Raw genomic sequence first — 13,953 nt, 5'->3', positions numbered from 1 at the left:
ACGGGTGCTGCACGGAAGCGCGGGGACGCGCCCGTAGGCTCACGCCCTGTGACGGATCTCCTCAAGGCCGTGGTCCTCGGCATCATCCAGGGACTGACCGAGTTCCTGCCGATCTCCAGCAGCGCACACCTGCGGATCTTCCCCGAGCTCTTCGGGTGGGGCGACCCGGGCGCGGCCTTCACCGCCGTGATCCAGATCGGCACCGAGCTCGCGGTGCTGATCTACTTTCGCAAGGACATCTGGCGCATCGGCACCGCATGGGTGCGCTCGCTGTTCCAGCCGGAGTACCGCGGCACGATCGACTCCCGGATGGGCTGGTACATCATCGTCGGCTCGCTGCCGATCGTGGTCCTCGGCGTCCTGCTGAAGGACCTCATCGAGCGCGACTTCCGCAACCTCTGGATCATCGGCACCACCCTGATCGTGATGGGCGTCGTGCTCGGCATCGCCGACCGCCTCGGCCGGACGGACCGCACGCTCGGCAAGCTCACGATGAAGGATGCCGTGCTGATGGGCCTCGCCCAGGCGCTCGCCCTCATCCCGGGCGTCTCCCGCTCGGGCGCGACCATCTCGATGGGGCGCTTCCTCGGCTTCGACCGGGAGGCGGCCACCCGCTTCGCGTTCCTGCTGGCCATCCCCGCGGTCGTCGGCGCGGGACTGTTCGAGCTGAAGGAGATCCCGAACGGCCACAACGACTTCGGCTGGGGGCCGACGCTCGTCGCGACGGTCGTGTCGTTCCTCGTGGGCTACGCCGCGATCGCGTGGCTGCTGCGCTACGTCAGCACCCGCTCCTACACGCCGTTCGTCATCTACCGGATCGTGCTCGGCGCCGGCACGCTCATCCTGCTCGGCGCCGGAGTCCTGAGCGCCTGAACGTGTCGGCCAGCAGCACCAGCGCCACGACCTGCGTGAGCGCGACGACCGCGACCAGGGCCGGCAGCGAGCGCTCGTAGAGCCAGCCGGCGCCCACGCCGCCGACGATCGCGAGCAGCCCCTGGATGCCCGCGAACACGCCGTACGCCGTCGCCCGCCGCGGCGCCTCCACCAGCTCGGCGACGACGGCCTTGATCGTCGAGTCCTGGACGCCCTGGGCGAACCCCCACGCGACGACCCCGGCGAGGACGGCGACGAGGGCTGAGTCGAGCGCCAACGCCGGGACCAGTGCGACCAGGACGGGCACGACGAGCAGCACGCGCGGCCCGGTCCGGTCGTAGACCGAGCCGACCAGGAGTGCGGCGACCGCCTCGACCGCCATCGCCGCGGCGTAGACGATCGGGACTGCGGCGACAGGCAGCAGCCCCTTGACCGTCAGGTGGTAGCCGATGATGCCGAAGGTCACCAGGGCCCCGGTGGTGAGGGACGCAGCGACGGCGTAGCGGAAGAAGTCTCCTGACAGGCCCGCACCGACGGCCTCGGCCCACCAGCCACGGTGCTCCGGGCCCGCGTCCCCGACCGGGTCGTCGGTGGGTGCGACGTCGTACGTCGACGGGTCCGGGACCCGACGCCGCAGGGTCAGCAGCAGCACCATCGCGATCGCGCCGGGCACGGCCAGCACCGCCATGCCCCACCACAGCGAGGAGACCGCGACCACCCCGGCCACGACGAGCGGTCCGGCGAAGGCGCCGACCTGGTCGAGCGCCTTGTGGACCCCGAAGCCGCGGCCGCGACCGACCGCGACCGCGACGTGGGCGAGGAGCGCCGACTTCGACGGCGACCGGATCGCCTTGCCGAGGCGCTCGAGCAGGATCATGGTCGCTGCGAAGCCGAGACCGGCCGTGCCGAGCCGTGGGGCGAGGGCCAGCAGCGGCACGCACACCGCGGTGAGGCCGTAGCCGAGGATCGTCAGCGACCAGTAGCGGCCGGTGCGGTCGGCCAGCGGACCGAAGGCCAGTCGCAGCACCAGGGCCACCGCCTCGCCGGCTCCGGTGACGAGACCGACCACGATCGCCGACGCGCCGAGCGCGGCGAGCAGAGGGCCGTAGACCGAGCGGGCGCCCTCGTAGACCATGTCGGCGGCCAGGCTGACGAAGCCGAACCACCACACCACCCGCCAGGCCGAGGGAGCCGAAAGGGCCGGTCGGGTCACAGCCACCCGGACTTCTTGAAGAACCACAGCAGGAACGCCGAGACCCCCACCATGAGCGCCAGGGCGAACGGGTAGCCGAGGGTCCAGTCCAGCTCGGGCATGTGGGTGAAGTTCATCCCGTAGATCCCGGCGATCAGCGTCGGCACGACGACGAGCGCGGCACCCGCGGAGATCTTGCGCATGTCCTCGTTCTGCTGCACCGAGATCCGGGCCAGGTGGCCGTCGAAGGCGGTCGACAGCAGGATGTCGAGGCTGTCGATGACCTCGGAGACGCGCTGGAGGTGGTCGGCGACGTCGCGGAAGTAGGTGGCGGTCTCCGCGGTGATGGGCACGGGCGTGCGGATCGTCGGAACGGTGTCGGAGTGCTGCGCGAACTTCCGCATCGGCTCGCGCAACGGCATCACGGCGCGCCGCACCTCGGCGATCTCGCGCTTGAGGACGTAGATGCGGGTGGAGTCGTCGGTGCGGGCGGGGGAGAAGACCGACTCCTCCACCTCGTCCACGTCCTCCTCGAGCGCCGCCCCGACCTTCTCGTACTCGTCGACGACGCGGTCGCAGATGGCGTACATGACTCCCATCGGGCCGTGCTCGAGCACCTGGGCCCGTTCCTCGAGGTCGCGACGGGAGTCGGCGAGGTCGATGCCCTGGCCGTGACGGACGGTGACGACGAAGTCGCGGCCGACGAACATGTTGATCTCGCCGGTCTCGACCGCGTCCTCCGCGTCGACGTACCAGAGCGTCTTGAGGACGAGGAACAGCGTGTCGCCGTAGTGCTCGAGCTTGGGCCGCTGGTGGGAGTCGCCGGCGTCCTCCACCGCGAGGGGGTGGAGGCCGAAGGTGTCCGCGATGAGCTGGAGCTCGTCGGGGCTCGGTTCGTGGATGCCGATCCACTGGAAGTCGCCCGGGTCGCAGGGCACCCGGGCGTGGCCCAGGCTCTGGTCGTCGCCGGTGCCCAGCGCCACCCGCTTGCCCTGGTGGTAGAGGGCGTTGTCCACGATCACGCGGTCAGGCTAGTCCCACTAGGGTCGTCTGGTGCCCACCGTCATCCTTGTCCGACACGGCCGCTCGACCGCCAACGCGACCGGCGTGCTCGCAGGGCGCCTGCCGGGCGTGCACCTCGACGACACCGGCGTGGCGCAGGCGGCAGCCGTCGGCGACCGGCTGGGCGGCGTACGCCTCGCGGCTGCGGTGGTCAGCCCCCTGGAGCGCTGCAAGGAGACCTGCCGCGAGATCACCCGCCGACAGGCCACGCCGCTGCGCCCGACGACGGAGAAGCAGCTGTCCGAGTGCGACTACGGCGACTGGCAGGGCCGGCCGCTGCGCGAGCTCGCCAAGGAGAAGCTCTGGAAGACCGTGCAGTCGCAGCCCTCTGCCGCGACGTTCCCCGGCGGTGAGTCGATGCGCGCGATGCAGGACCGGGCGGTGGCCTCTATCCGGCGCCACGACGCCCGCATCGCCGCCGAGCACGGCGACGACGCGGTGTGGATCGCGGTGAGCCACGGCGACGTGATCAAGTCGATCCTGGCCGACGCCCTCGGCACCCACCTCGACCTGTTCCAGCGCATCCACGTCGACCCGGCGTCGGTGTCGATCGTGCGCTACAGCGAGTCGCGGCCGTTCGTCCTCGGCACCAACACCCACGCCGGCGACCTGTCGTGGCTGACACCTCCTGCGAAGTCGCGCAAGCGCCGGAGCAGCGACGCGGCGGTCGGCGGGGGAGCGGGTCCCACCACCCCGGCGCAGGCCCAGACAGGCACGTCCTAGGGTGAGTGACATGCCTGTCGTGCACCGTTTCGACCCGCCCGAGCGCTTCGTCGCCGGCACCGTTGGCGAGCCCGGCCAGCGCACCTTCTTCCTCCAGGCTCGCGAGGGTGCCCGGATCATCAGCGTCTCGCTGGAGAAGCAGCAGGTCGCCGCGCTGGCCGAGCGCATCGACGAGCTCCTCGACGAGCTGATGAGTGCGGCCGGGGACGAGGTGCTGATCCCCGCGATCGCTCCGCGCGACCTCGTCGACAAGCAGCCGTTGGAGCAGCCGATCGAGGAGGAGTTCCGCGCCGGCACGATGACGTTGTCGTGGGACGGCAGCGACGAGCGCGTGGTGATCGAGGTCTTCCCGTTCACCGAGGCCGCCGTCGTCTCGCCCGAGCAGCTCGAGGAGGACCTCGAGGACCTGCTCGAGCCCGAGCCCGACGAGATCTTCCTGGTGCGGCTGACAGCAGCGGCGGCCCGTTCGTTCGTGGAGCGCTCGCGCTCGGTGATCGGCGCCGGTCGACCCGACTGCCCCTTCTGCGGCGAGCCGGTCGACCCCGCGGGTCACCTGTGCGTGCGTGCCAACGGCTTCCGGCGTCGTGATCCCTGAGCCGACGGCCCCGGGCATGCTCCCCGCGGGGTTCCCCGTCGGCGAGCTCACGCTCCACGGCCGGGTCCTGCCCGCGTCCAACGCGACCTTCGTCGGTGAGATCGACGGCGTCCGCGTTGTCTACAAGCCCATCGCCGGGGAACGCCCGCTGTGGGACTTCCCCCACGGCACGCTCGCGGGGCGCGAGGTGGCGGCGTACGCCGTCTCGCAGGCGCTCGGCTGGGACATCGTGCCGCCGACGATCCTCCGCGACGGGCCGCACGACCTGGGGATGGTGCAGCTCTGGCGCGACGAGGTCGAGGACCAGTCGCCGGTCGACATCGTCGGCGAGGGCGACCTGCCCGAGGGCTTCCGGCACGTCTTCGACGGCCTCGACGCCCACGACCAGCCCGTCTCCCTGGTCCACGAGGACTCCGCAGCCCTGCGCCGGATGGCGCTCTTTGACGTGGTGGTCAACAACGCCGACCGCAAGGGCGGCCACGTGCTGCCGATGCCCGACGGCCACCGCTTCGGCGTCGACCACGGGCTGACCTTCCACGTCGAGCACAAGCTGCGCACCGTGCTGTGGGGCTTCGTGGGGGACCCGCTGACCGACGAGGAGACGACCGGGCTGCGCCGGCTCGGCGTCGCCTTCGAAGGTGAGCTCGGCCGGACGCTGTGCGACCTCGTGACGGAGGAGGAGGTCGCGACGACGGCGCGGCGGATCTCCCGCCTGCTGGCCCGCGGCGCCTTCCCGGCGCCCGCCTCGTCGGCGTACCCGGTCATCCCCTGGCCGCCGTTCTGAGTCGCGCAGCGTCGACCGAGGCACGAGGTCGGCGCGTGGGCCGGGCCAGATCGAGTAGCCGCGCGGCTGAGGCACGAAGCCGCGCAAGGGCGTATCGAGATCTCCCCGATCGACCGAGACGGGTTTCGACGCGCGGTCGCGAGCTCGCAGGCTCGCACGCGCGCTTGCTCAACCTCCCGACCCACGCTGTGCGCTCGTTCCTCGCGCCCCGCTAGGGTCGTGACATGCGTTCCTGGTCGTCCCCCGACGTTCCCCGACTGCCCGTGACGGGTCCGCCCGTGCGGGTGCACGACACCGCGAGCGGGGCGCTGGTCGAGACCCGGCCCGAGGGTCCGGCTCGGATGTACGTCTGCGGCATCACGCCCTACGACGCCACCCACATGGGGCATGCCGCCACCTACGTCGGGTTCGACCTGCTCAACCGCGCCTGGCGCAGCGCCGGCCACGACGTCTCCTACGTCCAGAACGTCACCGACGTCGACGACCCGCTCCTCGAGCGCGCCGCCAAGGTCAAGGTCGACTGGGTCGAGCTGGCCGAGCGCGAGACGCAGCTGTTCCGCGAGGACATGGAGGCGCTCCGCGTCCTGCCGCCGGCCCACTACATCGGCGCCGTCGAGTCGATCCCGCAGGTCGTCGAGCTGATCCAGCGCCTCGACGAGGCCGGTGCCGTCTACCGCGTCGAGGACGACCTCTACTTCTCCGTCACCGCCGACGACAGCTTCGGTGCGGTCTCCGGCCTCGACCGTGAGGCGATGCTCCGGATTTTCCCCGAGCGCGGCGGCGACCCCGACCGCGAGGGCAAGAAGGACCCGCTCGACTGCCTCCTCTGGCGCGCCGAGCGTCCCGGTGAGCCCTCGTGGGAGAGCCCCTTCGGGCCTGGCCGCCCCGGGTGGCACATCGAGTGCACCGCGATCGCCCTCGACCACCTCGGCACCGCGTTCGACGTCCAGGGGGGCGGCAGCGACCTCGCCTTCCCGCACCACGAGATGTCAGCTGGTCACGGTCAGGTGGCGCACCCCGGCGAGCGGTTCGCCCGGGCCTACACCCACGCCGGGATGGTGGCCTACGACGGCGAGAAGATGTCGAAGTCCAAGGGCAACCTCGTCTTCGTCTCCGCGCTCCGCCTGAGCGAGGTCGACCCGATGGCGATCCGCCTCGTGCTGCTGCGCCACCACTACCGCAGCGACTGGGAGTGGACCGACGACCAGCTCTGGGCCGCGGTCGACACGCTCGCCGACTGGCGGCGCGCCCTCGCCCTCGGTGCCGGCGCGGAAGCCACGCCGATCGTCGAACGGGTGCTGGCCGCTCTCGCGGCCGACCTCGACGCGCCCACCGCGGTGCAGGCCGTCCAGGAGTGGGTCGACGCCACCCTCGGCACGACCGGCCTTGCCGAGACCTCCGACCGCGAGGCGGCGGCGACGATCCACCGCCTCCTCGACGCGGCGCTCGGCCTCTCGCTCTGACGTACGCCCGCGACCGTGGCTGGACCACCGCCCCCGCGAGCAGCCGCAGGTCAGTCGGTGTCGCGGCGCTTCAGGTAGCGCTCGAACTCCCGCGCGATCGCCTCGCCGCTCGCCTCGGGCAGGTCGGCGGTGTCGCGGGTCTCCTCGAGCGCGCGGACGTAGTCGGCGACGTCCTCGTCCTCGGCGGCGAGCTCGTCGACTCCGCGCTCCCAGGCCTTGGAGTCGTCGACCAGGTCGCCCAGCGGCATCGGCGCCTGGAGCAGCTCCTCGAGCTGGCCGAGGAGCGCGAGGGTCGCCTTGGGGCACGGCGGCTGCGCGACGTAGTGGGGGACCGCGGCCCAGTAGGACACCGCGGGGATGTCGAGCTGCGAGCACGCGTCGTTGAAGACCCCGACGATGCCGGTGGGACCTTCGTACGTCGACTGCTCGAGGTCGAGCCGGTCCACGAGCTCCGGTTCGGTGGCGGTGCCGGTGACCGGGATCGGGCGGGTGTGCGGCGTGTCGGCGAGCAGCGCGCCGAGGGTGACCACCAGCTCGGCGCCGAGGTCGTCGCAGGCGGCGAGCAGCTCGGCGCAGAACTGCCGCCACTTCATGCTGGGCTCGATGCCGCGCACCAGGATGATGTCGCGGTCGAGCTCGGCGGGACGGGCGACCGCGATCCGGGTCGTGGGCCACGCGAGGCGGCGGTGACCGTTGTGGTCGGTGCTGATCACCGGCCGGTTGACCTGGAAGTCGTAGAACTCCTCGGGGTCGATGGCGCCGATCACCTCGGCCTTCCACTCCTCCATCAGGTGGTCGACCAGACCGGAGGCGGCGTCGGCAGCGTCGTTCCATCCCTCGAAGGCGGCGATCACCACGGGGGAGACCAGGTCCTGCACGTCGTCGAACTCGATCACCTGCCCAGCCTAGGGTGCATGCCCAGCGACCCGTCGTGATTTCGTACGCCGCAGGGCCGGGTGCCACGATGTGGGAACGACGTCCAAGTGTCGGACAGCCTTCCTAGGCTGGCCCAACGCCACCGAGAGGCCGTACGCCACCGAGAGAAGGCCGAGCCCTGTGAAGCCGCAGCACCGCCCCGACGCCACCGCCGCACTGAAGGCCATCCTGGCCGAGCGGATCATGGTGCTCGACGGTGCGATGGGCACGGCCATCCAGCGCGACCGTCCCGACGAGGCCGGCTATCGCGGGGAGCGGTTCGCCGACCACCCGAGCGACCTGATCGGCAACAACGACCTGCTGACGCTCACCCAGCCGCAGGTCATCCGCGAGATCCACGAGGACTACCTCCGCGCCGGCGCCGACGTCATCGAGACCAACACCTTCAACGCCAATGCGGTCTCGCTGGCCGACTACGGCCTGGAGGACCTCGCCTACGAGCTCAACCACGAGTCGGCCCGGCTGGCCCGGGCGGCCGCCGACGCCGTCGCCACCGACGACCACCCGCGCTGGGTCGCCGGCGCCCTCGGCCCCACGACCCGGACGGCGTCCATCTCGCCCGACGTCAACGACCCCGGCGCCCGCAACGTCTCCTTCGACCAGCTGGCCGACGCCTACCTCGTGGCTGCGCGTGGGCTGGTCGACGGCGGGTCCGACCTGCTGATGATCGAGACGATCTTCGACACCCTCAACGCCAAGGCCGCGATCTTCGCGGTCGAGACCCTCTTCGAGGAGCAGGGTCGCCGCTGGCCGGTCATCATCTCCGGCACCATCACCGACGCGTCGGGCCGCACGCTGTCCGGCCAGGTCACCGAGGCCTTCTGGGACTCGATCCGCCACGCCCGTCCGCTCGCCGTCGGCCTCAACTGCGCCCTCGGGGCCCGCGACATGCGCCCCTACGTCGCCGAGCTGTCCCGGCTCGCCGACTCCTTCGTCTCGGTCTACCCCAACGCGGGCCTGCCCAACGCCTTCGGTGAGTACGACGAGACCCCCGACCAGACGGCCGCGGTCCTGGCCGAGTTCGCCGACGCGGGCTTCCTCAACTTCGTCGGTGGCTGCTGCGGCACCACGCCGGAGCACATCGCGGCGATCGCGACCGCGGTCGAGGGCAAGCGCCGGCGCGAGCCTGCGCCGCACCAGCAGGTGATGCGGCTGTCCGGCCTGGAGCCGCTGACCATCAACGACGACAGCCTGTTCGTCAACGTCGGCGAGCGCACCAACATCACCGGGTCGGCCAGGTTCCGCAAGCTCATCAAGGACGGCGACTACGACACCGCGCTTAGCGTCGCGGCGCAGCAGGTCGAGTCCGGCGCGCAGGTCATCGACGTCAACATGGACGAGGGCATGATCGACGGCGTCGCGGCGATGGACCGCTTCCTCAAGCTGATCGCGGCCGAGCCCGACATCAGCCGCGTGCCGGTGATGGTCGACTCCTCCAAGTGGGAGGTCATCGAGGCCGGTCTCAAGTGCGTGCAGGGCAAGGCGATCGTCAACTCCATCTCGATGAAGGAGGGGGAGCAGGCGTTCCGCGAGCACGCGCAGCTGTGCCGCAAGTACGGCGCCGCCGTCGTCGTGATGGCCTTCGACGAGGACGGCCAGGCCGACAACCTCGAGCGGCGCAAGGCGATCTGTGAGCGGGCCTACCGGATTCTCGTCGACGAGGTCGGCTTCCCGCCCGAGGACATCATCTTCGACCCCAACGTGTTCGCGGTCGCGACGGGCATCGAGGAGCACGCCACCTATGGCCAGGACTTCATCGAGGCCACGCGGTGGATCAAGGCGAACCTCCCCGGCGCCAAGGTCAGCGGCGGCATCTCCAACGTCTCGTTCTCCTTCCGCGGCAACAACCCCGTGCGTGAGGCGATCCACGCCGTCTTCCTGTTCCACGCGATCCGGGCAGGCCTCGACATGGGCATCGTCAACGCCGGCGCCCTCGTGGTCTACGACCAGGTCGACGCCGACCTGCGTGAGCGCATCGAGGACGTCGTGCTCAACCGTCGCGGCGACGCGGCCGAGCGGCTCCTCGAGATCGCGGAGCGCTACAACGTCGCTGCCGACGCAGTGGAGGTCGCCGAGGACGAGTGGCGCGGCCTGCCGGTGGGCGAGCGGATCACCCACGCGCTGGTGAAGGGCATCGACGCCCACGTCGAGTCCGACACCGAGGAGCTCCGCGCCGAGATCGCGGCGTCCGGCGGGCGTCCCATCGAGGTGATCGAGGGGCCGCTGATGGACGGCATGAACGTCGTCGGCGACCTGTTCGGCGACGGCAAGATGTTCCTGCCCCAGGTGGTCAAGAGCGCCCGGGTGATGAAGAAGGCCGTCGCCTACCTCATCCCCTTCATCGAGCAGGAGAAGCTCGACAACCCCGAGTTCGCGACCGCCAAGGACACCAACGGCACCATCGTCATGGCGACGGTGAAGGGTGACGTCCACGACATCGGCAAGAACATCGTCGGCGTGGTGCTGCAGTGCAACAACTACGAGGTCATCGACCTCGGGGTGATGGTGCCGGCGCAGAAGATCCTCGACACCGCCGCCGAGGTCGGTGCCGACATCATCGGCCTCTCCGGGCTGATCACGCCCTCGCTCGACGAGATGGTCACCTTCGCCACCGAGATGCAGCGGCAGGGGCTCACCATTCCTCTGCTGATCGGAGGTGCGACCACGTCTCGGGCGCACACCGCGGTCAAGGTCGACCCCAAGTACGACGGTCCCGTGGTGTGGGTCAAGGACGCCTCGCGCTCCGTGCCCACGGCCGCGGCGCTCCTCCACGAGACGGGGCGCGCCAGGCTGATGGCCGACGTGAAGGCCGACTTCGACTCGCTGCGCACCCGCCACTCGGCCAAGAACGACCGGCCGATGATCCCGCTCGAGCAGGCGCGCGCCAACGCGACGCCCATCGACTGGACCGACTACCGGCCACCCAAGCCGCACCTGCTCCTGCAGCAGGACCACGCCGTCTCCACGATCGTCGGCACCCAGGTCACCCAGCACGTCCGGGTGCTGCGCGACGTCGACCTCACCACCCTGCGCCGCTACATCGACTGGCAGCCCTTCTTCAACGCCTGGGAGATGAAGGGTGCCTTCCCCGACATCCTCAACAACCCGAGCTCCGGCCCCACGGCCCGCAAGCTCTACGACGACGCGCAGGCGATGCTCGACCAGATGATCGAGGAGAAGTGGATCCGCGCCCACGGCGTGGTCGGCTTCTTCCCGGCCAACTCGGTCGGTGACGACGTCGAGCTCTACCTCGGCAACGACCGCAGCGAGGTCCACGCCACGCTGCGACACCTGCGGCAGCAGGGCCAGCACCGCGACGGCGTACCCAACCGCTCCCTGGCCGACTTCGTCGCGCCCAAGGAGTCCGGCCTGCGTGACCACGTGGGCGGCTTCGCTGTCACTGCGGGGGACGGGGTCAAGGAGCGGGTCGCCGCGTTCCGTGAGGAGCTCGACGACTACAACGCGATCCTGCTGGAGTCGCTGGCCGACCGCCTCGCGGAGGCGTTCGCCGAGCGGCTGCACGAGCGGGTCCGCAAGGAGCTGTGGGGCTACGCGCCCGACGAGCACCTCGACAACGTGGGCCTGATCAAGGAGCAGTACGACGGCATCCGCCCTGCGCCGGGCTATCCCGCGTGCCCCGAGCACACCGAGAAGCAGACGCTGTGGGAGCTGCTCGACGTCGAGAAGCACACCGGCATCGAGCTCACCGAGTCGATGGCGATGTGGCCGGGCGCCTCGGTCAGCGGCTTCTACTACTCCCACCCGCAGTCGCAGTACTTCGTGGTCGGCCGCGTCGCGCGTGACCAGGTCGCTGACTACGCCGAGCGCAAGGGCTGGACCCTGGCCGAGGCCGAGCGGTGGCTCTCGCCCAACCTGGGCTACGACCCCGAGGACTGACCCGAGCCGTCGCTCACGCGATGACGGCGGCCAGCATCACCAGGGGCAGGGACACCACCGACGCCACGGAGGTGACGAGGGTCAACGTCTTGAGCGTGCCCTTGGTCGAGAGGCCGAGCAGCGACTTGAACATCCAGAAGAAGTTGCTGTTGACCTGCAGCGCGAACATCGCACCCGACGCGATGGCGAGGCCGATCACGATGGGGGAGACGGTCAACGAGTCGAGGATCGGGGCGATGATGCCGGCCGCGGTGATGGCCGCGACGGACACCGACCCGATCGCCAGGTGCAGCACGGCTGCGATGAACCACGCCAGCAGGATGCTCAGCACCACCGGCGCACCCTCGTCGGCGCGGAAGAGGTCGCCCAGCACGGAGTCGAGCCCGGTCGCCTCGATCACGGCTCCGAGGGATCCGCCGACGCCGGTGATGAGCAGGATCTCGCCCGTGGTGTGGAAGCCGTCCTCCATCGCCTCGTTGGTCCGCTCGGGTCCTGCGGAGGACCGTGACAGCGAGTAGGCACCCAGGAGTCCGATGAACAGCGCGACGTTGGCGTCGCCGAGGAAGGCGATGAAGGTCGTGGACCACCCACCGAGCTCGGCGAAGGCACCGAACGCGATCAGCAGGAGGGGCACCAGGATCGGGAGCAGCAGCACCGCCAGCGGCAGGCGGCGTACGCCGTCCTCCGCCTCGGCTGCCGACGCGTCCGCCTCGGTCCGGCTGAGGGCCTGCTCGGACGACTCGGCCTCACCGGTCAGGTAGGCGCGGTCGGCGGCCTCCTGCTCGGCCATGGCCTCGTCGACCTCCTCGTCGGTCTCGGGGTCCCAGAAGCCGCCCGCGTGGAAGAGCAGCCGCATGAGGAGGGTCGAGATCAATGCCGTGGCGAGGCCGATCACCACGCCGTAGACCAGCCAGTCACCGAGCCGGATGTCGAGGAGCCCCGCGATCGAGATCGCGGCCAGCCCCGGGATGACGAAGACGTAGCCCGCGAAGATGCCGCAGCCCAGTGCCGAGGCCAGGACGGGCAGCCCGATCTTGCCGATGAAGGGCGAGGCGGACCGCGCGACCGGTGCGGCCAGCACGACCTGGACGTCGACGTAGATCGACGGCATCACGACCGCGAGCATGGACGTGAGGGCATAGGGCAGGCGGCCGGAGCCGACCCGCTGGACCAGCAGCCCGACGAGGCGCCGGAACGCGCCGGTCGAGTGCAGCAGCGAACCGATCAGGACGCCGAACCCGATGAGCAGGCCGACCTCGGCCATGATGCCGCCGAACCCGGTGGTGATCGCCTCGATCGTGCCGGCGAAGCCGACGCCTGCGGCCAGCCCGAGGTAGAGCGAGCCGAGGATCAGGGAGATCACCGGGTCGATGCGCACCTTGATGATCAGCGCGATGACCAGGACGATCGCGACAGCGGTGTGGACGGCAACCATGGTTCTCCTCCTGCGAGGCTTCCGAGTGGCCCTCTGTCTACCCGGGGAGGGGCCGACTTGGCCAGCGCGACGACCACGGCGCGCCGTCCGTCTGTCCGGCCGGTCGCGCGACGGTGGCCAGATCCCCCGTAAATGGTGAGGTCCGCGCCGTGGGTGGTCCCTAGTGTCGCCGCGTCCCGTCCCTCTCGACGCCACCTCCGGGAGCACCCTGTGCCGGAACCACTGATCGACGACCACCTCGGACCCATCGACTACCTCGCCGTCGAGTTCCCCGACGGTCGGGTGACTGTGGAGGGCTTCGAGGAGCTCCTCGCCCGTGTCGACGCCGGCGACCTCCTCGTCCTGGACCTGGAGCTCGTCGAGCGTGAGGGGACCGGGTGGCGCAAGATCGCGCCGGCGTCCCTCGTGGGCGCCACCGGGATCGACGTCTTCGAGGGCGCAGACTCCTCGCTCCTGGACCAGGACGACTTCGAGCTGCTCGGGGCGGACGTCGCCGCCGGAAGCATCATGGCGGTGCTGGTCTACGAGGACCTGACCCTCCACCGGGCGCTCCGTGCCTGGAGAGCGCAGGGTGCGCGACTCCTCGCCCAAGGCCCGCTGACCGTCGACGACCTCGACAGCGTGCTGGGCGAGCCCGCTCCGCAGGACTAGGTGTGATGCCCAGGCACGTTGGTCGAGATCGTGTGACGAGACGATCTGAAGTTCTGGACTGGTGAAGACCTCCCGATGTGGAGTGGAGCTATCTAGGAACCGCTCCACATCCAGGAGGTCTTCGTGTCCCACGCTACCCATTCCAACGCTGCGCTGACGCCACGCGCTCGACTGCGGCTCGCTCGCCTGATCATCGACCACGGCTGGCCACCTGCCCGCGCGGCCGAGCGCTATGACGTGTCGTGGAAGACCGCGAAGAAGTGGGCCGATCGGTACGCGGCCGAAGGCGCTGCAGGCATGACTGACCGATCCTCGCGACCCCATCACCAGCCGAACCGGACA

Annotated in this window: 12 protein-coding genes; 8 read left to right on the top strand and 4 right to left on the bottom strand. The window is 70.5% G+C overall.

Features of this window, described 5'->3' with window-relative positions:
• The first annotated feature begins 48 nt into the window (after positions 1-48).
• Entirely contained in the window at positions 49-873 is an 825-nt protein-coding gene (locus BM127_RS18515; RefSeq protein ID WP_231263260.1) for an undecaprenyl-diphosphate phosphatase, read from the top strand.
• On the opposite strand, the gene BM127_RS18510 is transcribed toward BM127_RS18515, so the two are convergent.
• Positions 839-2,092 (bottom strand): MFS transporter, encoded by a 1,254-nt coding sequence (locus tag BM127_RS18510; protein ID WP_231263261.1) that lies wholly within the window; start codon positions 2,090-2,092, stop codon positions 839-841. The genes BM127_RS18515 and BM127_RS18510 overlap by 35 nt on opposite strands.
• The gene (gene corA / locus BM127_RS18505) at positions 2,083-3,087 is read right to left on the bottom strand and encodes a magnesium/cobalt transporter CorA (RefSeq protein WP_091201023.1); all 1,005 of its coding nucleotides are present in this window, start codon (positions 3,085-3,087) and stop codon (positions 2,083-2,085) included. The genes BM127_RS18510 and corA overlap by 10 nt, the downstream gene beginning before the upstream one ends.
• 31 nt (positions 3,088-3,118) lie before the next feature.
• Between corA and BM127_RS18500 the strand changes: the two genes are divergently transcribed.
• The 4 genes from BM127_RS18500 to mshC all read left to right on the top strand — a co-directional run bounded on the left by BM127_RS18500 (position 3,119) and on the right by mshC (position 6,692).
• Positions 3,119-3,850, top strand: coding sequence for a histidine phosphatase family protein (locus BM127_RS18500; protein ID WP_091201022.1), 732 nt, complete (start codon positions 3,119-3,121; stop codon positions 3,848-3,850).
• A gap of 10 nt (positions 3,851-3,860) precedes the next feature.
• Positions 3,861-4,445 carry a DUF3090 domain-containing protein gene (locus BM127_RS18495; RefSeq protein WP_091201219.1) on the top strand — a complete coding sequence of 195 codons (585 nt, stop codon included), beginning with the start codon at positions 3,861-3,863 and terminating at the stop codon, positions 4,443-4,445.
• Between the two features lie 16 nt (positions 4,446-4,461).
• Positions 4,462-5,229: an SCO1664 family protein gene (locus tag BM127_RS18490; RefSeq protein WP_091201020.1), complete on the top strand. Its 768-nt coding sequence runs from the start codon at positions 4,462-4,464 to the stop codon at positions 5,227-5,229.
• Positions 5,230-5,453: 224 nt separating this feature from the next.
• Positions 5,454-6,692 carry a cysteine--1-D-myo-inosityl 2-amino-2-deoxy-alpha-D-glucopyranoside ligase gene (gene mshC / locus BM127_RS18485; RefSeq protein ID WP_091201018.1) on the top strand — a complete coding sequence of 413 codons (1,239 nt, stop codon included), beginning with the start codon at positions 5,454-5,456 and terminating at the stop codon, positions 6,690-6,692.
• Between the two features lie 50 nt (positions 6,693-6,742).
• Here the strand turns inward: mshC and BM127_RS18480 are convergent, their stop codons facing one another.
• Positions 6,743-7,588 (bottom strand): PAC2 family protein, encoded by an 846-nt coding sequence (locus tag BM127_RS18480; RefSeq protein ID WP_091201016.1) that lies wholly within the window; start codon positions 7,586-7,588, stop codon positions 6,743-6,745.
• Positions 7,589-7,811: 223 nt separating this feature from the next.
• On the opposite strand from BM127_RS18480, the gene metH reads away from it, so the two are divergent.
• Positions 7,812-11,525, top strand: a complete 3,714-nt coding sequence (metH, locus tag BM127_RS18475) for a methionine synthase (RefSeq protein ID WP_091201217.1) — start codon at positions 7,812-7,814, stop codon at positions 11,523-11,525.
• Between the two features lie 13 nt (positions 11,526-11,538).
• Here the strand turns inward: metH and BM127_RS18470 are convergent, their stop codons facing one another.
• Positions 11,539-12,960, bottom strand: coding sequence for a GntP family permease (locus BM127_RS18470; RefSeq protein WP_091201015.1), 1,422 nt, complete (start codon positions 12,958-12,960; stop codon positions 11,539-11,541).
• 210 nt (positions 12,961-13,170) lie between these two features.
• Here BM127_RS18470 and BM127_RS18465 point away from each other — a divergent pair, with 210 nt between their 5' ends.
• Complete coding sequence (locus BM127_RS18465; RefSeq protein ID WP_091201012.1) at positions 13,171-13,611, top strand: hypothetical protein; 441 nt, start codon at positions 13,171-13,173, stop codon at positions 13,609-13,611.
• A gap of 123 nt (positions 13,612-13,734) precedes the next feature.
• On the top strand, positions 13,735-13,953 hold a 219-nt coding region (locus tag BM127_RS18460; protein WP_175507454.1), incomplete at its 3' end, for a leucine zipper domain-containing protein.

It is taken from the genome of Nocardioides alpinus (assembly GCF_900112035.1).
In the GTDB taxonomy this organism is placed as follows: Bacteria; Actinomycetota; Actinomycetes; order Propionibacteriales; family Nocardioidaceae; genus Nocardioides; species Nocardioides alpinus.
This window is presented reverse-complemented; position numbering and strand designations above follow the sequence as displayed.

Coding starts and splice junctions, on each gene's coding strand:
- BM127_RS18495 (WP_091201219.1), top strand. CDS start 3,861: ATGCCTGTCGTGCACCGTTTCGACCCGCCCGAGCGCTTCGTCGCCGGC.
- BM127_RS18490 (WP_091201020.1), top strand. CDS start 4,462: ATGCTCCCCGCGGGGTTCCCCGTCGGCGAGCTCACGCTCCACGGCCGG.
- mshC (WP_091201018.1), top strand. CDS start 5,454: ATGCGTTCCTGGTCGTCCCCCGACGTTCCCCGACTGCCCGTGACGGGT.
- metH (WP_091201217.1), top strand. CDS start 7,812: ATGGTGCTCGACGGTGCGATGGGCACGGCCATCCAGCGCGACCGTCCC.
- BM127_RS18470 (WP_091201015.1), bottom strand. CDS start 12,960: ATGGTTGCCGTCCACACCGCTGTCGCGATCGTCCTGGTCATCGCGCTG.